This window comes from Rossellomorea sp. GAMAL-10_SWC (genome assembly GCF_049568075.1).
GTDB lineage: Bacteria > Bacillota > Bacilli > Bacillales > Bacillaceae_G > Gottfriedia.
On sequence record NZ_CP144911.1, the window covers coordinates 2,481,238 to 2,503,658 of the forward strand.

A 22,421-nucleotide genomic window follows, 5' to 3' on the forward strand; every position below is an offset into this window, starting at 1 on the left:
GAGGGATTTATATGAAAAAACGTAAGCTTGGTTCTACTTTATTAGAAATAACCGAAATTGGTTTAGGTTGTATGTCTCTTGGGACAGAAGAAAATGAGGCGATTTCAACAATTCATGCCGCAATCGATGCTGGAATCAATTACTTCGATACAGCTGATTTATATGATTTTGGTAAAAATGAAGAAATCGTTGGAAAAGCTTTAAAAGGTCGTAGAGATCAAGTGGTTATTGCAACGAAAGTCGGAAACCGCTGGAATAATTCAATTGATAATAAATGGTATTGGGATCCATCTAGAGCATATATTAAAGATGCTGTTAAGGACAGTTTACGTAGATTAAATACAGATTATATCGATTATTATCAGCTTCACGGTGGAACAATCGAGGATCAATATGAAGAAACTATTTTTACTTTTGATGAACTAGTAAAAGAAGGCTTAGTACGCCATTATGGAATCTCTTCAATTCGTCCAAATGTTATTAATCGATTTGTAAATCATTCATCTATACAAGGTGTTATGATGCAATATAATGTGCTAGAGCGTAGACCTGAAGAATTTTTTCCGCTTTTCGAAAAACATCATATTTCTGTCATTGCACGCGGTTCCGTAGCAAAAGGTCTATTAACAAGTAAATGGGTAAAGAAACTATCTAACAAGGGCTATATGTCCTATACAGAACAAGAATGTAATGAAACAATCCAAAGCCTTCTCCAACTTCTAGATGAGGAACAATCCTTACATAGCTTAGCTTTACAATATGTTCTTTCTCATAAAGCAGTTTCATCGTTAGCTGTTGGAGCTCGAAATAAAGAACAATTACTAGATAATCTTAACGCATATATAGCAAAACCATTAAATTCACAACAAATCGCCAAAATAAAAGAAATTTCACTTCTTACGAAATACGAGGAACATCGTTAAGCCACTCCTTCCTTCCAAGGAAGGAGTGTTATTTCTTCCATTTACTTGCTTTTCGATCGATTTCATCTAAAAATTCTTTTCGTCCCCTTTTATATTCTGTTTTGTTTTTAGCAAGTTCTTTTTTTAATTTTATATATTCCATTGTTTGATCAGTATGCGCAATCATATATTCCCTAAATGCAATATTTCGTTCAACAGCAGCATTTCCTTCTGGGTATACTTGAATATGAAAACTACAATTATCATCACATTTGATAAAAAATCTTCTGTCTTGATTAGATTGATTCCCCAATTGTTCGTAACCTAACGTTTTTAGAACATCACTATACTCATCAAACTTTTTTAAGCATTTAACTACGATCATTAAGTCAATGATTGGCATCGCAAACATATTCGGAATTGAAGTACTCCCTATATGATAAATTGCTGCTTTCTCCGGTAATAATAGATCAATTGCCTCTTTTTCTGACTGAAAATCTTCTTCCCAGGAAGTACGATAAGGTACAATTTCAATATTCTTTTTCATAGTGAACACCTACACTTTTTTCATTAACCTTCCTTTAATAGCATTCGTTAAAGGTCACTTAATTATTGAAAAAATTAATTGGGTGAAATAAGTGTATAAAAATAGATTCTAAATCATCATGACTTTTCACCTACCTCCAAATACCTAGAATGAAACTTTTTCTATTTATATAAACTAATCCCTTTAACCTAAAAATCATTTAATAAATGTTTTAAAAATCATCATTTAATACTAAATTAAATTTTGGTTAAAATACTCACAATTTCTACTTTTATTGGTTTCTTTGCATTATAATTATTTTAGTTACTAAGATATTTAGTTACGTTAACTTTTTATAGTACTTCCTATTTTAAGGAGAGAATGAAATGTCAGAAAACCCAATCATTCGAAGTGAATTTATTCCGTCTCTAATAATGGAATTTAGAAAATTTAGCACTTCAATCGTTCTTTTTAATGAAGGGCTTGCCTCGAACCTGCATTTAAATGCGACTGATTTACGATGTCGAGAGTTACTTTGTCATACTGGTCCAATTTCAGCTGGAAAGTTATCTCAATTAACACATCTAACTACTGGTGCTATAACAGGAGTTATTGACCGACTTGAAAAAGTCAATTTTGTTGAACGTATTCAAGATCCGAATGACCGTAGACGAGTAATAATTCAACCTGTGTATGAACGTGATGATGAATTAGCAGAGCTTTTTAAACCATTATCTGACTCTCTTTCTAATATTTTTAACCAGTATGATGACAAAGAGTTAACGTTATTATTTAAATTTTGGAATGATATTAATGATTTGATTCCAAAAGAGACTAAAGAATTAAATAAGGGGGAAACTTAATGGTTTCAAAAGACAGTAAGGTTGGCTTTGTCGTAGCAGGTCTATTATTAGGAATGCTCATGGCGGCTATGGATAACACAATTGTTTCTGCTTCGATGCCGACAATTGTTGGAGAACTAGGTGGTTTAGACCAATTTATTTGGGTAACCTCTGCATATTTGGTTGCTACTATGGCAAGTATGCCGATTTTTGGTAAGTTATCGGATATGTATGGACGTAAACGATTTTATTTATTAGGGCTTTTAATTTTCTTAATTGGTTCAGCATTATGTGGAACAGCAAATAGTATTGTTCAATTAAGTGTTTATCGTGCGATCCAAGGAATTGGCGGAGGTTCATTAATGCCAATAGCCTTTACAATTATTTTCGATATTTTCCCTCCTGAAAAGCGAGGAAAAATGACTGGTTTATTTGGTGCAGTTTTTGGTCTTTCTAGTGTATTCGGACCACTATTAGGAGCATATATTACTGATCAAATTGATTGGCGTTGGATTTTCTATATCAACTTACCTTTAGGTATTATTTCTTTATATTTAATTTCTCAGTTTTATAAAGAAAATCTGCACCTTAGAAAACTTAAAATCGACTGGTTTGGTGCAATTACACTTGTTGGTTCAGTTGTCAGTTTAATGTTTGCACTTGAATTAGGTGGAAATGAATACGATTGGAATTCTGGTCCAATTATTTCCTTATTTGCCATCTTTGCAGTATTGTTTATTGCATTTATTCTAATTGAAAGAAAAGTTGAAGAGCCAATTATTTCATTTAGCTTATTTAAAAAGCAGCTATTTGCGGCAACTCAAGGTGTTGCATTTTTCTACGGTTCTGCTTTTATTATTACGACTGTATTAATTCCACTTTTTGTTCAATCAGTTTATGGTGGTACAGCTACAAATTCTGGTATCATTCTTATTCCGATGATGCTTGGTTCAGTTGTAGGTAGCCAGGTAGCGGGACAATCGGTACGTAAATTTAGTTATAGAAGCATCATGTTAGTTTCAGTTGTTTTATTCTTTATTGGAATGTATTTATTAAGTACATTAGATACTAATACAGCTCGATCAACAGTAACGTTTTATATGATTATCGCTGGTCTTGGAATGGGTTGTTCATTCTCATTATTAAGTATGGCAACTCAACACAAAATCGAACCTCAAAAACGAGGCATCGCTACATCAACAAATACTTTCTTTAGAACATTAGGTATGACAATTGGTGTTACTATTTTTGGAACAATTCAAAACCACGTATTTAAAAATAAATTAAGTGATTTACTTGGTAATTTAGGTGCATTCGGCGGAAAAGTTGACTCACGTGCATTATTATCTGCTGATGCAAGAGCTAAAATTCCACCAGAAGTACTGCATAAAATCTCAGAAGCAATGGCCCATTCTGTTGCGACCACTTTTAAATGGACACTTATTCCAATTACTTTAGGTTTTATCGCGATTATCTTAATGGGTAAAGAAAAGTTAACTTTTGAAGTAAAAGAAAATAGAGCGAAAAAAGCTCAATAAAAATAAAGCCAAATCCTATTTAAAATGGATTTGGCTTATTTTTTTCTATAAAAAACTAATTATTTTTACATTTTTCAACATTTATTTACTTTTATTTATTATTTTAATCATTTCAACTTTAAATTCGTCAACTATTCTTAAAGAGTAATAGATTGATATGAGGAGATGATTAAAACTGAATAGGAAAAAGTTAATTTTAGCAGCAATGACATCACTAATGGTATATTCAGGAGTTAGCCAAGTTTCAGCACAAACAATATCTGTGCACCAGAATACGTTTAAGTCATTTGGACCAAAAGGATTTGACCTTCAAGCACACCGTGGAGGACTGGGGCTTACAGTTGAATCAACTATAGCTTCATTCTCACATGCACTTGAACTCGGCGTAAGCACCCTTGAGCTTGACGTACAAATAACTGAGGATCATCAAGCTGTTATTACGCACGATCGTAAGATTTCTAGTACAAAATGTTCTGACACAAAGCCAGCATTCGTTGGCGATTCAGAGTACCCCTACGTTGGTAAATACATAAAAGATTTAACGCTAGCTCAAGTAAGAACGCTCGATTGTGGTTCAAAAGGTCTACCCCAATTCCCTGGCCAGCAACTAAGTCCTGGTGCTCGTATGCCACTGTTAACCGAGGTATTTGATCTTGTAAAGAAATACAAAGCTAAAAAAGTGTGGATGAATATCGAAACGAAAGTTGAAGCTGGAGCACCAGAACAAACAGCTCCTCGAGAAGAATTTGTTCAAATCGTTGCCAAACAAGTACGTGAAGCTGGGATGTTGAACCAAGTATCAATTCAAAGCTTTGACTGGGGTTCGCTCAAGCTTATGAATGAAGTTGAACCTCGATTGCCTCTTGTTGCGCTAACGAACGGACCAGAATTTCTACAACCTGGCAAACCTGGTAAATCACCTTGGTTAGGTGGAATCGATATAGATGATTTTGATGGAAATCTCGTTGCTGCGGCTCATTCATTAGGTGTAGATGCAATTTCTCCAGTCCATGGATTCCCACAGGATGGCAAAATTACTGATTCGAACTACACGCCTTATATTACTAAAAGTATGGTTCAAGAAGCTCACCAGTACGGTATGAAGGTCATTCCATGGACAGTTGACGACCAGCCAACTATGCAAAAGCTTATTGATGATGGTGTCGATGGAATCATAACGGATTATCCTGACCGACTACGTGATGTGATGAATCAGTATCATTTTAAGTTACCTAAAAGCTACTCTGCAAAGTAATTCATATATTTAAATTTAGTTTATTATTCTCTCATTATATAAAAATCAGTGCTTTGTATAATCTTAATGTTGATTTTGAAAAAAAGGGTGTCTATTAAGGCACCTTTTTTATTAGAAGATAAATTTTTCTCGCTCTCTATTTGTTTTCTATGGATCTTATTTGATTTTATAACTTTTTTATTTAAAATAATTTATTTTTTAATTTATCGATTTCATGTGATTTAAGTCACAAACAATGATTATATCCCGCCATATAATAAGTTTATTCAAATTGTTAGGGGGATGAATGATGTTTTGTAACCAATGTGAACAAACTCCGGTTGGTGGTTGTAAAATTGTAGGTGTATGTGGAAAAGATGAAACAATTGCAAGTTTACAAGATACGATGGTTTATGGATTAAAGGGAATTGCAGCTTATCGAACACATGCAGCTCAATTAGGGTATACTGATCCATTTGTTGACCAAGTAACACATGAAGCTCTATATATGACTTTAACAAATTCTAATTTTAACTTACAAGAACACATAGATATGGCTATGAAAGTAGGTCAAGCCGCAATTCGTGTAATGGAGCTTTTAGATGAAGCTCATATTAAACATTTTGGAATTCCTGAACCTGTACAAGTTTCTTCTAATAGAATTGAAGGAAAATGCATTGTTGTTACTGGTCACAATTTATTTGCATTAGAAGAATTGTTAAAACAAACAGAGGGTAAAGGTATACATATTTACACTCACTCTGAAATGCTACCGGCTCACGGTTATCCAGCATTGAAAAAATATCCACATTTAAAGGGGAACATCGGAAAAGCTTGGTTTGATCAACGTCGTTTATTTGAAAAATTCCCAGGAGCGATTTTAGCAACCACAAACTGTGTGATGCCAATAAAAGGTAGTTATGCAGATCGCTTCTTCTCATATGAAGTCGCGGGATTAGAAGGAGTAACTAAGATTATAGAGGAAGATTTTTCACCACTAATTCAACGTGCATTAGAACTACCAGCAGCAAATATCGAATCAGAAGAAGTAATGACTACTGGTTATCATCACGAAACAGTTTTGTCTATTGCGCCTGAAATTGTAGAAGCTGTAAAAAATGGAAAGATTCAACGCTTCTTTGTTGTAGCAGGTTGTGACGCCCCAGGTAAAGGTGGAGAATATTATCGTGAGCTTGTAACTTCTTTACCAAATGATACAGTAGTTTTAACAACATCTTGCGGTAAATTTCGATTTAATGATGTAGACTACGGTACTGTAACTGGTACAAATATTCCTAGATTTATAGATTTAGGGCAATGTAATAATTCAATTTCAACAATTAAAATTGCGGCTGCATTAGCAAAAAGCTTTAATTGTAGTGTCAATGAATTACCAGTGAGCATTATACTTTCTTGGTTTGAGCAAAAAGCTGTAGCCATTTTATTAGGTTTATTTAGTCTAGGAATCCAAGACATTCGAATCGGACCAAAAGCACCTGACTTCATTAATGAAGGCGTATTAAATGTATTAGTTGATGCATTTGGCTTAAAATTAATTACAAATGCACAAGACGATTTAAAAGCTATATTACAAGGCTAATAGCCTAATTGAACAAGGAACTTCTCTTACATGAGAAGTTCTTTTTGCTATTGAAAAAAAGTTGTCATTTAAATAAGGATTGTCTTGGTGATTTCCACTACAGAATGCTCGCTTTCCATGAGTCATGGGCTAAAGCCTTCCCGATTCTTTGGGGTCTCACCCTTCCTGCATCTCCTAAAGAGGACTATAAAAAAACAACTATACAAAAATAGTTGTTTTTTATCCGCCAATATAAGACATTTCAATTTTACGATTTTTATGACTTTCTTCAGTACGGATCTCAGAGTATCTGTCGTCTCTTTTTTCCCATATTGATTGAATTGTTGCTGAAATGGATTTATCTGTAACGCCAGTACGCAACATTTTTCTTAAGTCATACCCTTCTGAAGCGAATAAACAGGTGTATAGCTTTCCATCTGTAGATAGGCGGGCTCTTGTACATGAACCGCAGAAGGTTTCGGTAACTGATGAGATAAATCCTACTTCGGTATTCGTTCCTTTATATCGATATCGTTTTGCTACCTCGCCAAAGAAATCCTGCTCTATTGGCTCCAACTCAAATTGTTCTTGGATCATATCGAATAATTGCTTCTTTGAGATAACGTCTTTAAAATTCCATCCATTTGTACACCCTACATCCATATACTCTATAAATCGTATTGTAATATTTTTCTCTTTAAAAAAACGCACCATTGGTAATACTTCTGTATCATTTAGACCTTTCTTTACTACCATATTTACTTTGACTTCTAGCCCTTCTTCCCTAGCTACAAAAATTCCATTTAAAACTGTGGAGACGCTCATATTCATATTATTTATCTTCATGAAAACTTTATCTTCCAGAGAGTCTAAGCTTACATTTACGCTGCAAATTCCGGCTTCTTTAAGTGCTTTGGCGTTTTTTGCCAAAAATACACCATTTGTTGTTAACGTCACATATTTAATTCCTTCAATTTTTGAAAGACGTTTAACCAGTATTGGTAGATCTTTTCTTAAAAGAGGTTCCCCCCCTGTTAACCGAATCTTTTCCACACCTATTTTTGCAAATAATTTTGCTAATCGAACAATCTCCTCAAAGGATAGGATTTCATCTTTACTCATAAAGGGATAGTCAACTCCAAATATCTTTTTAGGCATACAGTAGCTGCATCTAAAGTTACAACGGTCTGTGACAGATATTCTTAAATCTCGTAATGGTCGATTGCGGGTATCGAGAATATTCTTCATTTTTTTCCACCCCTTATTTTTTGTACGACTATATTAGCATACAAAATTCTTTCACTGTATGATGTATGTCACAACCTTGTATTTAAACTATTTAGTATTTATGTTCTAGAATATCTTGTTGGACGATTAATTTATCATTTTGCCAAATGTAGTTTCAGAGCTTTAACGGCAATATTTTCATATTCTATCTCCTTAGAGTTCTATGCTATTCAATCGCATGGTATTATAATATTAAATGTAATACATAAAATACTTGTTTAAATACATAAAAACATTTATGTTCAACTATAACGAAGCGGAGATACTTTGATGGAAAAAAATAATAATAGAAAAAGTGACCTTTCAATCGTTTCTAAAGATTTGGCTTCCTTATTACAGTCAATCGGATCAACTCGTGCAGTAAAAAAAAGCACCTTCTTATTTCAAGAAGGAGAAGATGCTAAAGAATTGTATCTTATTAAATCAGGAATGATCCAAATAAGTAAACTGACTCAAAATGGTGATGAATTAAATCTTCGCATTTGTCAAAAAGATGACTTAGTTGGAGAATTGACTCTCTTTTCAGAGAATGCGACTTATATGCTTAGCGCTTACGCATTAGAAGCAGCAGAAGTGCAGGTCATTCCTAAAGATATTTTGGAGAAAAAACTAATTAACCATGCTCCATTGACATTTGAATTTATGAAATGGATCTCTACTCACCTTAGAAAAAATCAATCTAAGATTCGAGACTTAGTATTAAACGGTAAAAAAGGCGCACTTTACTCCACACTCATCCGTATATCGAACTCTTATGGAGAATTAATAGAAAACGGAATTCTTCTTAATATTCATCTTACTAATCAAGAATTAGCTAAGTTTTGTGCTGCTACTAGAGAAAGTGTTAATCGGATGTTAAGTGATTTAAAGAAAAAAAATGTTATTGGTTATTCTCCCGATGGAAAAATTATTATCAAAGACTTACAATTTCTTAAAAATGAAATTGGCTGTGATAACTGCCCAAAAGATATATGTAACATAGATTAGTTCTCTTTAAGACAATTAAAGTATTAAGCTGTTTAAGCTTACCTTTACGGAATATTATTAATTATATGTAACCTTAACTTAGACTCTAAATAGTTAAGGTTATTTATTTTTTATTACTTTAATTTTCTATAAAATACTCAAAAATCCCCGTTCTTTTAACTGATTTCAAATCATCCTATCGCTATTATTAGAGCTAGTTGTGTGAAAAGAGTCACAGTTTTACTCAAATCGTTTTTATATAATGATGAAAAAATATGGTCTTGTAATATAGGGAGAGAAAAAAATTGTATAAACCTGATTATTTACTTAATTTGAAAAGTCTCTGTTTGTTTCATGATATCAATCATAACCTTTTAAAAAAAATAGTTGCTGCATCCAATCTATACTTTAGAGAAACTAATGAAAATATAACTATTCACAATGAACAAAATATGATTATCATTTTAACCGGAAAAGTAAAAGTTCATATGAAAGAATCGAGTGGTCTTCAATATAAAATTGGCTGCTTAAAATCAAGTGATGTATGCTTTCCAAGTCTCTTTCTGGATACTCATGTTAACAATTCCATTCTTCTTGAAGTTACCCAATCTACGACATTTCTAGAAGTCCCATTTTTATTTATAAAAAAATTGGCTTGTAAAGATCCTGTTTTAAAACGTAATATTTTGCGCTCTTTTCATAAAAACCTTCTAAGTACTTATGAAGAAATTTTCAATTTGATGAGTTAACGAATAGTTAAAAATAAGTTATTCATCCTTCCTACTTTGTGTGATATAGTTCACAACATTACTTTCGATTGATTGGTAATATTTAGTTAATAAGTTTTATTATTGATCCATTGAAAGGGGCATCATTATATGAAAAGTTCTAAAATCCAATTACCTCTTCAAACATCAAGTCTCATCGTAGGGTTCATGGTATGGGTACTCATTTCTTCACTCATGCCAAATATTCGCCAAGATATTGAATTAACAAATGGTCAAGTCTCCTTAGTCACTGCCATCCCTGTTATTTTAGGAAGCATCCTACGTATTCCAATCGGGTATTACACAAATCGATTTGGAGCAAGACCTATTTTCACCATCTGTTTTCTTGCACTTTTATTTCCTGTATTTTTCATTAGTCATGCTGATTCACTTTTAGATTTAGTTATTGGAGGATTGTTTGTTGGTATAGGTGGCGCAGTCTTTTCAATCGGAGTAACTTCACTACCAAAGTATTACTCTTCAAATAAACATGGTTTTGTGAATGGAATCTATGGATCTGGTAATATCGGTACAGCAATAACTGCATTTTCCGCACCTGTTTTAGCGAAATCAGTTGGTTGGGAAACAACAGTCAGATTTTATTTAGTATTACTAATTGCGTTTGCGTTATTAAATTTTCTGTTTGGTGATAAAAATGAGAAGAAAGTAAATGTTCCGATTGTAAAACAAGTAAAAGAGGTTTATCGTAATTCAACTTTATGGTCACTAAATTTATTCTATTTCATTACATTCGGATCATTTGTTGCTTTTACAATCTATTTACCCAATTTCTTAGTTAATAATTTTAATTTAAGTCCAGTTGACGCTGGTATACGAACGGCTGGATTCATTGCTCTAGCAACACTCTTCCGACCAATCGGTGGCTTTCTTTCAGATAAATTCAATCCTTTCAACATATTATTGTTTGTCTTTGGTGGATTAACTTTCTCTGGCGTTCTATTATCTTTTTCTCCTACTATTAAACTGTATACTGTAGGGGTTTTATTAGTAGCAGTTTGTGCAGGGATCGGAAACGGTACGATCTTTAAATTAGTACCTCTTTACTTTACAAAACAAGCCGGAATTGTAAATGGGTTGGTTGCTGCTATGGGAGGTTTAGGAGGCTTCTTCCCTCCATTAATTTTAACATCTGTTTTTAGCTTGACAGGACATTATGCGATCGGATTTATGGCTTTATCTGAATTTGCGCTTCTCAGTTTTGTTATTGTAGTATGGATGACTTTCCGTGAAAAATTGAAAACGGAATATAAAATATTAGAAAATACGGCCCAAGCAATGATGGTAACAAATGATCAAGGAGTAATTCAAAAAATAAATCCTTACTTCACTAAAGTAACTGGCTACAATAAAGAAGAAGTCATTGGGAAAAAGCCAAGCATCCTTCAATCAGGACATCACAACAAAGCATTCTATGTACAACTTTGGAAACAACTCAAAGATCAAGGTAATTGGCAAGGTGAAATTTGGAACAAGCGAAAAAATGGTGAAGTTTATTTAGAATGGCTGACGATTACTCAAGTGTGTAACGATAATGGCAAAGTGATTTATTATATCGGTCAGTTTTGTGATTTATCGACTAGTAAGAGTAAAATAAACTAGTTAAAAATGAAGTTTATTCTATATCATACTTGTAAAAAACCTCACTGAAGAAGATAAAAGATCTGATGCTTTACATAATGTGGTCCATTTAATAGGGACCACTTTCTTTTTCTGTGATGACCTATGTTTACAATACTCCCCCACCTACCTGTAATAAATGTCACAGGCTTTTTCTTCGTTATCTTCTATAATTAGGAATGAATCAATTATCAGCGATAAAGTCACAGGAGGAGATATTCATCATGTTAACTGTTGAATTACACACTATTAGCCCTGATCTATCAATAGAAGATGTTCTTCATTTGAGAGGATTTGGAATTCAAGAAGAAACGTATTTTTACACAAAGGGTAACATTAAATTAGAAGTTGTCATAGATTCTGATAAAAGATCTTTAAAAATCAATATTCCCCCACAATTAAATCTAAAACAATATACAATCGTACACCATATGATTAAGAATCTTATTCTAGTTCTTAATGCTGAATATAATGATTCTCAAAGTTTATTAGGCTACTTAACAAATGGAGAAGGAGCATACCTCATTTCAAATTGGGAATATTGGGTTGCCTTTCTTCAAAAAGCGAAACTACGTAGTTTAGAAGGAAAAAAGGTACAAGTATTCGATGAAACAAATAAAGAAATTGCCTCTGGTATGTTTATTAGCTACACGATGTTTGATCAGTCTTCAAATATTACAGAATGTACATTGATTACACACTTTGGTGAGAGGTCCTTTAAAGGAAGCAATTTATTAATTGAAGCAACAAACGAATGGTAACTGAATATACTTAACATATTTTAAAGCGCAAACTCTATTATTGATCTGTTTTTTGTATATAGTAAAATCCACAAAAATAATCCCCCAGTTATTTTTAACCGGGGGATTTTTATTATTACTTTCCTGCATACACTCTATCTGTTAACCTTGATTATTTTCGATATTCTTTCTTTCTCCATTTTAAGTAAGTAAGAAAGCAAACTATAGCAGAAAGAACTCCTATAACAGAAAATAACCTAACATGTTCATAATTTTCACCATAAAAAGACTCAATCGTCAATTGAAGCATTACTACGTTAACAATTAAAGTTATAAATATGATTATCCAATATTTTTTATGAACCATGACGGACTTTCCTTCCAACTGCGTAAACAACTCCATTTTTTACTTCTAATTCAATCAGTGGTAATTCACGCTGAGGTGGACCAGCTAGAGGCTGACCATTGTCCACGCTAAAGAATCCTCGGTGACAAGGGCACAATAGCTTTGATTCTTCCTTATCATAAAAAACAGGGCATTGTAAATGAGTGCATTTATTATTATAGGCCTTTAGATTACCATCTTTTGTGTGTACTAGTATCGCAGGTTCATCTGCTGTTGGATAATTAAAGTTTATTGAACTATCTTTTGGTAAGTCTCTCAAACTGATAATCTTTTGTCTGTTTAAATCTTCTTTCTTGTTATTAAGGGCAATAGCTGAAAATGGAACAGTTGCTAAACCAAGAGTAACAGAAGCACCTACAACGGATTTCAGAAAGGATCTTCTGTTTAATTTTAAATCTTCATTTCTGTTTAAGTTATCGATTAAGTTAATCATATCATCATTTGTTTCTTTTACATTTCGTTTACCTTTATTTTCTTGAGGCATAGGTACGTCTCCTTTCGCCTTATGTTGTTATTCTGTATATACTCCAAAGAATTCTGGAACATATTCCCACTTATTTCCTTCTTGTGGTTTTTTACCTTCAACGAGATTCATCTGAGATCTTTTTCTACGTAGCTGCTGCATTTCATCGAAGTCAATAAAACGAATCGCATCACTAGGACATACAGAAGCACACATTGGTGCAATATCGTATTTTGAGCGATCGTAGCACATGTCACATTTGTACATTTTATTTTCTTCAAAATCGAACTTTGGAATACCGAACGGACATCCAAAAGTACAATTTCTACATCCAATACATTTCTCTTCCATAGCTGAAAGAACTACACCTTCTTCTGTTATTTGAATGGCATTTGCAGGACAAACACGGGCACAGGCTGGATCTTTACATTGCATACAAAGCATCGGATAGGTTTGACGACTTTCCATGAAATCAACATATTCTACATAGTTTCTTTCTTTTGCGTCATGATCTCCGCATTCTCGGCAAGCTGCTTGACAAGAACGACATCCAATACATCGCTCAAATTCTAAATACATGATTTTATTCATCTATCCCGACTCCATTCAAAAGTTATTTATATTTCTCAATCTTCAGTGAGCATACTTTAAATTCTGGCATTCTCGAAATCGGATCTAAACATGGATTGGTTAATTGATTGACCGCTAATTCTTTTCCCCAATGATAAGGAACAAATACCGTATCTCTTCTCGTAGCTTTTGTTAATTTCGTTTTTACAAGCATTTGAGAGCGAGGTGTGATCAACTTTACAAGGTCGCCATTCTCCAGTCCATATTGGCTTGCAAGTGCCGGATGCATCTCAGCAAATGGCTCTGGACATTGTTCCATAAGAAATTTGACTCTTCTTGTTTGAGCACCAGATAAATAGTGAAACACTACCCTTCCTGTCGTTAAGAACAAAGGATACTCCTTCGTTGGAGTTTCACCTGCTTCTTTCCACTCAACGCAAGGGAGATTAGCTTTTCCGTCTGGCGTTCCAAACTGGTCTATAAACATCGTTGGAGTTCCTGGATGGTCTTCGGAAGGACAAGGCCAAAACACTCCGTCTTCTTTATCAATTCGATCCCATGTTATTCCGTAATAATCTGCTTTCCCACCTTTAGTGGCTAAGCGAAATTCTTCAAAAACTTCTTCAGCATTTTTATATGGAAAATATTTACTTTTGCCCATTCGTTCGGCAATTAAGCTAACAATCTCCCAATCTGGCTTTGATTCGCCTAAAGGTTCACGTACTTTACGGATTCGAATCACTCGCCCTTCTAGATTGGTTGTTGTTCCTTCATCCTCTGCCCAAGTAGTGGCTGGTAATACTACGTCTGCAAACTCTGCTGTTTCAGATAAGAAGAAATCACTGACAACTAAGAAATCAAGCTTCCTAAACCCGTTCCAAATATGTTCTAGATTCGGCGCAGAAACTGCGGGGTTACTACAAATAACATGCATCCCACGAATGTTGCCTTTTTGAATTTCATCAAACATTTCATAAGCAGAAACACCAGGCTTTGGCATTTCGTTTGGATCGATTCCCCATACTTTTGATACATACTTCACCGCTTCTGGATCGGTTAGCTTCCTATATCCTGGTAAAAGATCAGCTTTTTGCCCGTGTTCTCTTCCTCCTTGACCATTTCCTTGACCAGTAAAAGTAGCAACCCCCGAAGCAAATCTACCTATTTGTCCCCTAAGCAATGCCATCGATGTATAAAGTGAAACATTATCTACACCTTTTGACTGTTGCTCAACACCTCTTGCAAACATAACAACTGATTTTTGAGATAGTCCATATATATGAGCGGCTTTTACGATTTTCCCAACCGACACGCCTGTTATCTTTGAAGTATATTCGGGTGTAAACTTTTCAACTGATTTCTTTAGTTCTTCAAAATTATTACATCTTTCATTTACATAGTCATAATCTACATAGCCATTTTTAATGAGTAGATGAAGCATTCCGTTCGCCAATGCAGAGTCTGTACCTGGCTTTAAATTTAAATGTACATCTGCAACACGTGCTGTTGGAGTCTCTCGTGGATCTGCTACAATCAGTTTAGCTCCCTTGTCCTTTGCTCTCCACAACCATTGAATGCTCGTAGGATGACACTCGGCTGTATTTGAACCAGCGATAAAGAAACAATCCGTATGTTCTAATTCAGGCCATGGAAGGGTTGAACCTCTGTCAGTTCCGAGTGTTTTGAGGAATCCACCTGCAGCAGAGCTCATACAGAATCGACCATTGTAATCAATAAACCTTGTACCAAGACCAACTCTCGCATATTTACCGACTAAATAACATTTTTCATTCGTCATAGATACCCCACCAAAAACAGATAAAGCGTCTCTCCCACTTTCTTTTTGGATCCGTTTAAAGTTTTCTTCTATAAGGTCTAGCGCTTCTTTCCAAGTAGCTTTAATAAATTCACCGTTTTTCTTAATAAGTGGTGTAAGGATTCGTTCATCGTGCTCAACAGTTTGGTATGCTGTTACTCCTTTTGGACACATTTTCCCTCTTGTAACTGGCCAATCATATCTTGGCTCTACCCCAACTACCTTTCCTGTTTTCTCATTCACCCGTATATGCATTCCACACTGCATACCACAATAACAACAATGGGTAGTAATTAGTTTTTCACCTGGTTTTTGAAGGTTTTTAACACCTTCTTTGACGATGTATTGACTCATTCTTCACGATCCCCTTTTTTATATAGATTAATATCTTTTTGTACTTCCTCTGGAAAGCAATAATAGTCATCTGATCTTTTTTTACTAAAACCAGACATTTGAATTCCATTTAATGTAGATATTGGATCACTGTTTTTAAGATGTGGCTCTGAATTTAGTTGTTTCATAACTCTGATTCTTCTTCGACATGGTAAACAATAGTCTGAGAGATAACTTCTATCTTCAAGTTGCAAATCAAAGCTTTGGGCAGCTAATATATCTTTTACATCGCTAATTTGATCATCAGAACTATAGAGTGTCCCACATCTTTTACATGGCCTTGTATCAACCTTAAGTTCTTGTTGATAGTTCATTGGAACTGCTGTTGCTAATGGACGGATTGGTAAATGAAATAACTTTCCGAATGGAAAATAGATAAGTAAAATAACGACTGAGACTTGGTGAATAAGTGTTAAGTAATGATGCATCCAACCATCTAAAAGTACATATGAAACAGTTAATAGAAGCCCCGTCACTGTTACAGCTAGTAGTAAATATAAAGGTAATAAATCAAATTCAGCTCGTTGTGTCACCTTCACATCTTGGCTCCTAATTCTTCTAACGATTGCCATGATTACACCAATAAGAACCATACTAGCTGTAATGTTTAGCCCGTTGTAAACCATTTCAGCGAATATACCGTGTGCCGCCATTGTAATGGTATCTACACCCATAACGACAATCGTATATGTATTTGAATCAACGAGCTCAAAGTGCATCCAACCAAATGTCAATCCAAAGGTGATTGCAAAGGAACCAATGCACCCCCAAGAAATTAGAAAATGCTGTACACCCCTGTATATACCCCTTTTAAAAATAAATTTCTGTAAGAAAATATTTTCAAACGCTGTTTTGGTGATCGATACTAGATTACGTTTTTTCCTTGTATTTTCTTTTAAATTTTTTAAACTTCGCTTTATAACCTGATGTGTTGCCGGCCTAATCAGCCACGCTGACATCCTAATCGTTAAGCCTACTGCAAAAATGAGCGAAGAAATAAAATAACCCATTAATGCCATATCGAAGTGTAAAAACCGATCCGTTCCAACCCATGTTGTAAAGAGTAGAAGTAAAATAATAAAAAATGAATACATACTGATTTTTGAGTAAAATGAGCGCTCGAGGGATTTTCTCATCTCATGTTCAACCTCCATGTGACTTTTTTAACATCGAAGTGCCTGATTAATTGATAAAATTGGGTACATGATGAAGTCTTCTTCTTTGTCATAATTGTACAGAAAGACTAATTCCAAGACTGTGAAGTACATCACACAATAGACCCTTAAAATTTAAAAAGAGGTGTGAACATGTTATCAGGTAATGTAATCGCTATAACAAGTGGAAAAGGTGGGGTAGGTAAGTCAACCGTAGCGACAAATCTTGCAGTTTCCCTTGCAATTCAGGGCAAAAAAGTTGCTTTAATTGACCTAGATATTTATGGATTTAGCATTCCTAAAATGATGAATATTGTCATCAGTCCAAAAATTTTTAACGGAAAAATCATCCCTGTGGAGTCACACGGAGTAAAAATTATTTCTATGGGTTTTTTCATCAAAAACAATGATCCAGTTGTTTGGAGAGGCCCTATGTTAGGAAAAATGGTTGAGCATTTCAGTAAAGATGTCATTTGGGGAGAATTAGACTTTTGCATTCTAGACATGCCTCCAGGGACTGGTGATATTGCACTCGATATGCATCACATTATTCCTCATAGTAAAGAAATTATTGTCACTACCCCTCATCAAACAGCATCAATTGTCGCCGAGAGAGCAGGTACGATGGCCCAAAAAGCAAATCATGAAATTCTTGGAGTAGTTGAAAATATGTCTTATTTCCAACCTATAGATCATTCCGAAAAGTACTACATATTCGGAAAAGGAGGTGGCGATTTATTAGCCGACCGATTAGGAACTGAAGTACTTGCCAAACTTCCGATCGAGGAAGTTATCGAGAATTCTCCTACTCCGTCCATATACGATGAGAATACTAGATTATTTCTTCATTATAAAGAGTTAGCTACAACTATTAATCTGAAATTTAACGCTTAAAATGATGTTATAAGGGATTGAACTATACTAAAATAGCGACTTCAATTAGCAGAAGTCGCTTTTATATGTTGAACCTTTGAATTATAAATGAACTAAATCTACAACAACAGCAAGCTAGTTACCACTAAGAATATGATAGAATTGATAATCTCAATGACCCCTAATTGTATAATAGTAAGTTTTTTATTGTGCAGGGAAATTGCTCTTATCAAACTAGGAGCAAAAGGGAGAATCCAAAGCCAAGATTCTTTTAAAGTAAAAATAAATAATAGAACGATAAAAATGGTATCCCCACGAATACCAACGAAATCTCTTATTCTTTTTTTCTCGAATCATTGATTTTACAAAAAATGTGCTTCCTAAAAAGAATAAAAATACGAAGAGTGCTACACTCCAGCCTTCGCTTGTAAGTGCCCCCTTTCCTATATAAAAACTAGCCAATCCACCTATACAAAAAACACCAATTACAATCATATCATTCGTAAAGGCTCGTTCGTTTTTTCTCTTAACGAAGTATATGTTTAATAAAAAGAATGGAATCATCGCTAAACCGAAGTATATCAATCTCCACTCAACAAACATCACGAGTCCTAAAAATACGAATGAAATGAAAAAATATCCTACCGCTCAATTAAAATAAAATGACACTTGTTTCCCTTTGGTCACCATAATCAAAGGATAGGTTGTAAGGTATAAAAAAAACCAACCTATAAATAAAGGGATATGAATTAAACGAAATGAACTTGCGACAAACTCCAAGTATATAAGGAATTAAAAGCATTGCCCAAGCACCGTGTTAGTTTGGAACTACTAATTTCACAATTTAGCACCCACTTTCCTTATTATTCCTACATCATACTGAAACAATAATGGGTTATCTGTGATTTAGTTCACTATTTTTTTATGTTTAAGAATTTCATAAAGATCTATTTACTTTAATGGACCCTAAACTATAGAGCGATTCCCAACAAGCAAAAAGCCCCTTAAAAAAGGGACTTTTTTTATTCATCCTTTGCAACTCCACCAACGGACCAATTTTCTTTTTCGAATTCATTTATTAAAATTCTTACTTGTGCTGGCTGAACAACCAATGTACGACAAACAACTTCATTTATTTCTCTCATTAATTGTTTTTTTAATGCTGTACTTCTACCTTCAATCAATTGAATTTGAATGATTGGCATAGTTTATTAGCTCGTTACTTGTAGTTTCATTGTCTCGATTCCATCAAAGTGCGCTTCTACAACATCGCCCTCTTCAACGTGGATCGCTTCTGTAATACCACCTGTTAAGATAATCATCCCTGGTTCAATTTGTTCGCCGTTTTTACTTAGCATCTGCACTAACTTTACGACGGATTCTACAGGATGATCTAGTACATCAGAACTTACTCCACTTTGTACTTTAACCCCATTTTTATATAATTCAACATTAATTTCATCCCAAGAAGTATATGTAGGTGAATAGTGTTGTTTACCAATGATAAATTTTGATGAAGATGCATTATCTGCTACGACATCTGTCAGTGTAAATGAGAAGTTTTTATATCGACTATCGATTACTTCTAATGCAGGTACAATATACTCAGTTGCTTCCCATACATCTTTTGCTGTTACATCATGTCCAAATAATGGCTTGTTAATCATAAAAGCGATTTCTGGCTCAACCCTCGGATGAATTGAACCTTCCATCTTTAATTTATTTTCTTCTAATTCCATCGATTTTGTTAAGCGTCCATAAATCGGCTCATCAACATTAACAGATTTTTGTTTAGCAATACTTGTTAATCCCATTTTCCAACCAATTAATGGATCACCATTTTTAATCGCATGATCAATACTTAATTTTTGAATTTCGTAAGCATTATTCACGTTTAATTCTGGATGTTCAATCGTAATTTTATCCATCTCTAGACCGTTTTTTTGGTGCATATATATTTTATTCGCGATTTCAGTAATCATTTTTCTTCGTCTCCTCTCAAAAAACAGACAATTTTTTATTTGCTAACATACAAGCAACTTCTTGAATCATATCCTCTTGCCCACCGACTACTTTTTGTTTTCCTAATTCAATTAAGATATCTCTTGCATCAACATTCCATTTTTTAGCTGCTCGATTGGCATGTAATAGAAAACTAGAATACACTCCTGCATAGCCTAAAATTAGACTACCTTTAGTAATCTCTTGTGGTGTTTGGAGAATTGGTGCAACAATCTCCTCTGCTAAGTCCATCATCTTATAGAAATCAATTCCTGTCTTGATTCCTAATCGCTCTAATACACCAATTAACACTTCAGTTTGTGTATTTCCCGCACCTGCACCTAAGCAGCGTACACTTCCATCAATTCTAGTAGCTCCTTCTTCAATCGCTACTAGTGTATTAGCCATCGCTAAAGAAAGATTATTATGTGCATGGAATCCAACTTCAATATCAAGAGACCCTCGTAAAGCAGCAATACGTCCTTTTACTTCATGTGGAAGAAACGCTCCTGCAGAGTCAACCATATAGACGACATCCGCACCATAACTTTCCATCAATTTGGCTTGTTCAACTAATTTTTCAACTGGTGCCATATGGGACATCATTAAAAATCCAACAGTTTCTAATCCAAGCTCTTTTGACATAGAAATATGTTGTTTCGAAACATCAGCTTCAGTAACATGGGTAGCTATACGAGCCATTTTTGCTCCAATTTTTGCTGCCGTTTTTAATTCCTTTACTGTTCCAATACCAGGTAATAGTAAGACAGCAATCTTTGAATGATTACATGAATTGACCGCTGCTTCGATCAATTTAAATTCATTCGTTGTTGATAAACCATATTGTAATGAAGAACCACCTAAACCATCTCCATGTGATACTTCAATAAAAGGCATTTTTGCATCATCAAGAGCCTTCGTAATTCGAACGACTTGATCTACTGTATACGAATGAGCAATTGCATGACTTCCATCTCGAAGTGCTACTTCAGTTATAATGACTTCTCTTCCAAACATTGCACTCCCTCACTTTCTTTAGGCACTTTTTTAAACCGTTTTTACCACTTCATATTGTGCAATCTCTTCTGCTACTTTTACTGCTGATGCAGTCATAATATCTAAGTTTCCTGCATAGCTAGGTAAGTAGTCCCCTGATCCTTGAACTTCTAAATAAACAGTTACAGTTGAACCATCTATAATTGGGTCCATTCTTAAACGGTATCCTGGTACATAAGCTTGAACCTTTTTCACCATTTGCTTAACGGAATGAATCATCCTTTCTTGGTTAAAATCTTCATTCGTAACTTTGCAATAAACTGTATCTCTCATCATAATTGGTGGTTCTGCCGGATTTAAAATAATGATCGCTTTTCCTTTTTTAGCTCCACCAATTTCTTCAAGTCCTCGAGCCGTTGTTACAGTAAACTCATCGATATTTGCTCGTGTACCAGGTCCGGCACTTCTTGAGCTAATTGTAGCAACGATTTCTGCGTACTCAACCTCTGCGATTTGACCTACCGCATGAACGATTGGGATCGTTGCTTGCCCACCACATGTTATTAAATTGACATTGCTTTCGACTATATGTGAACCTAAATTTACAGGTGGTACGACAAATGGTCCAATTGCGGCTGGCGTTAAATCAATCACGCGCTTCTTTAATTCACCAAGTACTTTTGCATGATGAAAATGAGCTTTAGCGGAAGTTGCATCAAACAATAAATCAGCCAGTTCTTTTCGTTCAATGAATCCTTGAATTCCATTATCGATTACTTCAATTCCTAATTCTTTTGCACGATTTAACCCGTCAGATTCTGGATCAATTCCGATCATCGTTGTTAATTCTAGAAATGGATTATTCTGTAATTTCATCATTAAATCTGTTCCAATATTCCCCGAACCAATGATTCCAACTTTTAACTTATTCATAATTACCACCTCATTTATTTAAATGAAATCGAGACGTCACCTAATAATGGAAACTTCGCAGTAAATAAGTCCCCAGCATTTACATTAATTGCAGCTGATAAAGCTCCTGATAAAATAATTTCTCCTGCATTTAGAGCGATTCCAAATTCACTTAATTTATTGGCTAACCATGCTACACAATGGATTGGGTTTCCTAATACTGCCTCTCCCTTACCTGAATTCATCAATTCTTCGTTACGATATAATTCCATCGTAACATTCGGTAAGTCAACTTCCTTTACATCGAAACGCTCATTGCCAAGAACAAATAAGCATGATGATGCGTTATCGGCAACTGTATCCTCTAATCGAATTTTCCAATTTTCGATTCTACTATCAACTACCTCTATTGCAGGCACAATATAATCTGTTGCATTCACTACATCCTCAAATTTAATATTTGGACCGATTAAATCTTTTTTTAAGACAAATGCAATTTCAGCTTCTACTTTTGGTAAAATCATATTTGCAACTTGTACTTCACCGAAATTAGGAATATTCATATCTGTTAGTAAGTGACCGTAATCTGGTTCATCTACCCCTAATAACTCCTGCATAGCAATCGAAGTTAATCCAATTTTTTTACCGATAATTTTCTGCCCTTTTTTCAATTTGTCATCGATATTTGTTAATTGAATTTGATAGGCTTCCCTTTCAGTTAATCCAGGGTAAATCTCAGTTAAAGCTTTTATACTAACTCCACTCTCTTCTGCTTCTTGCAGCAGAATTGTTAGCTCGTCTACACTAGTAATCTTCAC

The 22,421-nt window shown here is 34.4% G+C and carries 21 protein-coding genes and 1 pseudogene; 10 read left to right on the forward strand and 12 right to left on the reverse strand.

Annotated elements, in window-relative coordinates; translation table 11 throughout:
* Window positions 1-11 precede the first annotated feature (11 nt).
* On the forward strand, window positions 12-923 hold the full coding sequence (locus V5E38_RS12250; protein ID WP_499213470.1) for an aldo/keto reductase: 912 nt from the start codon (window positions 12-14) through the stop codon (window positions 921-923).
* A gap of 28 nt (window positions 924-951) precedes the next feature.
* On the opposite strand, the gene V5E38_RS12255 is transcribed toward V5E38_RS12250, so the two are convergent.
* Window positions 952-1,449 carry a GrpB family protein gene (locus tag V5E38_RS12255; RefSeq protein ID WP_499213471.1) on the reverse strand — a complete coding sequence of 166 codons (498 nt, stop codon included), beginning with the start codon at window positions 1,447-1,449 and terminating at the stop codon, window positions 952-954.
* 365 nt (window positions 1,450-1,814) lie between these two features.
* On the opposite strand from V5E38_RS12255, the gene V5E38_RS12260 reads away from it, so the two are divergent.
* The 4 genes from V5E38_RS12260 to hcp all read left to right on the forward strand — a co-directional run bounded on the left by V5E38_RS12260 (window position 1,815) and on the right by hcp (window position 6,642).
* Window positions 1,815-2,291: a MarR family winged helix-turn-helix transcriptional regulator gene (locus tag V5E38_RS12260; RefSeq protein ID WP_097974721.1), complete on the forward strand. Its 477-nt coding sequence runs from the start codon at window positions 1,815-1,817 to the stop codon at window positions 2,289-2,291.
* Window positions 2,291-3,808: an MDR family MFS transporter gene (locus tag V5E38_RS12265; RefSeq protein WP_097974719.1), complete on the forward strand. Its 1,518-nt coding sequence runs from the start codon at window positions 2,291-2,293 to the stop codon at window positions 3,806-3,808. Before V5E38_RS12260 ends, V5E38_RS12265 begins: the two co-directional genes overlap by 1 nt.
* Before the next feature lie 217 nt (window positions 3,809-4,025).
* Complete coding sequence (locus V5E38_RS12270; protein ID WP_499213472.1) at window positions 4,026-5,063, forward strand: glycerophosphodiester phosphodiesterase; 1,038 nt, start codon at window positions 4,026-4,028, stop codon at window positions 5,061-5,063.
* Window positions 5,064-5,352: 289 nt separating this feature from the next.
* Window positions 5,353-6,642, forward strand: coding sequence for a hydroxylamine reductase (gene hcp / locus V5E38_RS12275; protein WP_499213473.1), 1,290 nt, complete (start codon window positions 5,353-5,355; stop codon window positions 6,640-6,642).
* Between the two features lie 219 nt (window positions 6,643-6,861).
* Here the strand turns inward: hcp and moaA are convergent, their stop codons facing one another.
* Complete coding sequence (gene moaA, locus V5E38_RS12280; protein ID WP_499213474.1) at window positions 6,862-7,869, reverse strand: GTP 3',8-cyclase MoaA; 1,008 nt, start codon at window positions 7,867-7,869, stop codon at window positions 6,862-6,864.
* A 309-nt stretch (window positions 7,870-8,178) separates the two neighbouring features.
* On the opposite strand from moaA, the gene V5E38_RS12285 reads away from it, so the two are divergent.
* The 4 genes from V5E38_RS12285 (at window position 8,179) to V5E38_RS12300 (ending at window position 12,040) form a co-directional block, all read left to right on the forward strand.
* Window positions 8,179-8,895 (forward strand): Crp/Fnr family transcriptional regulator, encoded by a 717-nt coding sequence (locus tag V5E38_RS12285; protein WP_499213475.1) that lies wholly within the window; start codon window positions 8,179-8,181, stop codon window positions 8,893-8,895.
* Between the two features lie 284 nt (window positions 8,896-9,179).
* Entirely contained in the window at window positions 9,180-9,623 is a 444-nt protein-coding gene (locus V5E38_RS12290) for a cyclic nucleotide-binding domain-containing protein (RefSeq protein WP_499213476.1), read from the forward strand.
* 129 nt (window positions 9,624-9,752) lie between these two features.
* Window positions 9,753-11,261 carry a nitrate/nitrite transporter gene (locus V5E38_RS12295; protein ID WP_499213477.1) on the forward strand — a complete coding sequence of 503 codons (1,509 nt, stop codon included), beginning with the start codon at window positions 9,753-9,755 and terminating at the stop codon, window positions 11,259-11,261.
* Window positions 11,262-11,503: 242 nt separating this feature from the next.
* Window positions 11,504-12,040 carry a hypothetical protein gene (locus tag V5E38_RS12300; protein ID WP_499213478.1) on the forward strand — a complete coding sequence of 179 codons (537 nt, stop codon included), beginning with the start codon at window positions 11,504-11,506 and terminating at the stop codon, window positions 12,038-12,040.
* A 335-nt stretch (window positions 12,041-12,375) separates the two neighbouring features.
* Here the strand turns inward: V5E38_RS12300 and V5E38_RS12305 are convergent, their stop codons facing one another.
* The 4 genes from V5E38_RS12305 to V5E38_RS12320 are packed head-to-tail and all read right to left on the reverse strand — an operon-like array spanning window position 12,376 to window position 16,803.
* A complete protein-coding gene (locus V5E38_RS12305; protein ID WP_499213479.1) occupies window positions 12,376-12,909 on the reverse strand; it encodes a QcrA and Rieske domain-containing protein in 534 nt (177 codons plus the stop codon).
* Window positions 12,910-12,936: 27 nt separating this feature from the next.
* Window positions 12,937-13,479 carry a 4Fe-4S dicluster domain-containing protein gene (locus V5E38_RS12310; protein WP_098809554.1) on the reverse strand — a complete coding sequence of 181 codons (543 nt, stop codon included), beginning with the start codon at window positions 13,477-13,479 and terminating at the stop codon, window positions 12,937-12,939.
* Between the two features lie 22 nt (window positions 13,480-13,501).
* A complete protein-coding gene (gene fdhF / locus V5E38_RS12315; RefSeq protein WP_499213480.1) occupies window positions 13,502-15,628 on the reverse strand; it encodes a molybdopterin oxidoreductase family protein in 2,127 nt (708 codons plus the stop codon).
* Window positions 15,625-16,803, reverse strand: a complete 1,179-nt coding sequence (locus tag V5E38_RS12320; protein ID WP_499213481.1) for an MFS transporter — start codon at window positions 16,801-16,803, stop codon at window positions 15,625-15,627. Before V5E38_RS12320 ends, fdhF begins: the two co-directional genes overlap by 4 nt.
* 171 nt (window positions 16,804-16,974) lie before the next feature.
* On the opposite strand from V5E38_RS12320, the gene V5E38_RS12325 reads away from it, so the two are divergent.
* Complete coding sequence (locus V5E38_RS12325) at window positions 16,975-17,715, forward strand: Mrp/NBP35 family ATP-binding protein (RefSeq protein ID WP_499210245.1); 741 nt, start codon at window positions 16,975-16,977, stop codon at window positions 17,713-17,715.
* A 213-nt stretch (window positions 17,716-17,928) separates the two neighbouring features.
* Here the strand turns inward: V5E38_RS12325 and V5E38_RS12330 are convergent.
* The 6 genes and pseudogenes from V5E38_RS12330 to V5E38_RS12355 form a co-directional block, all read right to left on the reverse strand.
* Window positions 17,929-18,474: pseudogene (locus V5E38_RS12330) on the reverse strand (YwiC-like family protein).
* Window positions 18,475-18,716: 242 nt separating this feature from the next.
* Window positions 18,717-18,899, reverse strand: a complete 183-nt coding sequence (locus V5E38_RS12335; RefSeq protein WP_499210246.1) for a tautomerase family protein — start codon at window positions 18,897-18,899, stop codon at window positions 18,717-18,719.
* 6 nt (window positions 18,900-18,905) lie between these two features.
* A complete protein-coding gene (locus tag V5E38_RS12340) occupies window positions 18,906-19,676 on the reverse strand; it encodes a 2-keto-4-pentenoate hydratase (RefSeq protein ID WP_499210247.1) in 771 nt (256 codons plus the stop codon).
* A 16-nt stretch (window positions 19,677-19,692) separates the two neighbouring features.
* The gene (dmpG, locus tag V5E38_RS12345) at window positions 19,693-20,712 is read right to left on the reverse strand and encodes a 4-hydroxy-2-oxovalerate aldolase (RefSeq protein ID WP_499210248.1); all 1,020 of its coding nucleotides are present in this window, start codon (window positions 20,710-20,712) and stop codon (window positions 19,693-19,695) included.
* A 30-nt stretch (window positions 20,713-20,742) separates the two neighbouring features.
* Window positions 20,743-21,624 (reverse strand): acetylating acetaldehyde dehydrogenase, encoded by an 882-nt coding sequence (locus V5E38_RS12350; protein WP_499210249.1) that lies wholly within the window; start codon window positions 21,622-21,624, stop codon window positions 20,743-20,745.
* Window positions 21,625-21,638: 14 nt separating this feature from the next.
* Window positions 21,639-22,415, reverse strand: coding sequence for a 2-keto-4-pentenoate hydratase (locus V5E38_RS12355; RefSeq protein WP_499213570.1), 777 nt, complete (start codon window positions 22,413-22,415; stop codon window positions 21,639-21,641).
* Between the last annotated feature and the right edge of the window lie 6 nt (window positions 22,416-22,421).

Coding starts and splice junctions, on each gene's coding strand:
- V5E38_RS12300 (WP_499213478.1), top strand. CDS start 11,504: ATGTTAACTGTTGAATTACACACTATTAGCCCTGATCTATCAATAGAA.
- V5E38_RS12265 (WP_097974719.1), top strand. CDS start 2,291: ATGGTTTCAAAAGACAGTAAGGTTGGCTTTGTCGTAGCAGGTCTATTA.
- V5E38_RS12310 (WP_098809554.1), bottom strand. CDS start 13,479: ATGAATAAAATCATGTATTTAGAATTTGAGCGATGTATTGGATGTCGT.
- fdhF (WP_499213480.1), bottom strand. CDS start 15,628: ATGAGTCAATACATCGTCAAAGAAGGTGTTAAAAACCTTCAAAAACCA.
- hcp (WP_499213473.1), top strand. CDS start 5,353: ATGTTTTGTAACCAATGTGAACAAACTCCGGTTGGTGGTTGTAAAATT.
- V5E38_RS12350 (WP_499210249.1), bottom strand. CDS start 21,624: ATGAATAAGTTAAAAGTTGGAATCATTGGTTCGGGGAATATTGGAACA.
- dmpG (WP_499210248.1), bottom strand. CDS start 20,712: ATGTTTGGAAGAGAAGTCATTATAACTGAAGTAGCACTTCGAGATGGA.
- V5E38_RS12250 (WP_499213470.1), top strand. CDS start 12: ATGAAAAAACGTAAGCTTGGTTCTACTTTATTAGAAATAACCGAAATT.
- V5E38_RS12340 (WP_499210247.1), bottom strand. CDS start 19,676: ATGATTACTGAAATCGCGAATAAAATATATATGCACCAAAAAAACGGT.
- V5E38_RS12305 (WP_499213479.1), bottom strand. CDS start 12,909: ATGCCTCAAGAAAATAAAGGTAAACGAAATGTAAAAGAAACAAATGAT.
- V5E38_RS12270 (WP_499213472.1), top strand. CDS start 4,026: ATGGTATATTCAGGAGTTAGCCAAGTTTCAGCACAAACAATATCTGTG.
- V5E38_RS12335 (WP_499210246.1), bottom strand. CDS start 18,899: ATGCCAATCATTCAAATTCAATTGATTGAAGGTAGAAGTACAGCATTA.
- moaA (WP_499213474.1), bottom strand. CDS start 7,869: ATGAAGAATATTCTCGATACCCGCAATCGACCATTACGAGATTTAAGA.
- V5E38_RS12320 (WP_499213481.1), bottom strand. CDS start 16,803: ATGAGAAAATCCCTCGAGCGCTCATTTTACTCAAAAATCAGTATGTAT.
- V5E38_RS12285 (WP_499213475.1), top strand. CDS start 8,179: ATGGAAAAAAATAATAATAGAAAAAGTGACCTTTCAATCGTTTCTAAA.
- V5E38_RS12255 (WP_499213471.1), bottom strand. CDS start 1,449: ATGAAAAAGAATATTGAAATTGTACCTTATCGTACTTCCTGGGAAGAA.
- V5E38_RS12260 (WP_097974721.1), top strand. CDS start 1,815: ATGTCAGAAAACCCAATCATTCGAAGTGAATTTATTCCGTCTCTAATA.
- V5E38_RS12295 (WP_499213477.1), top strand. CDS start 9,753: ATGAAAAGTTCTAAAATCCAATTACCTCTTCAAACATCAAGTCTCATC.
- V5E38_RS12325 (WP_499210245.1), top strand. CDS start 16,975: ATGTTATCAGGTAATGTAATCGCTATAACAAGTGGAAAAGGTGGGGTA.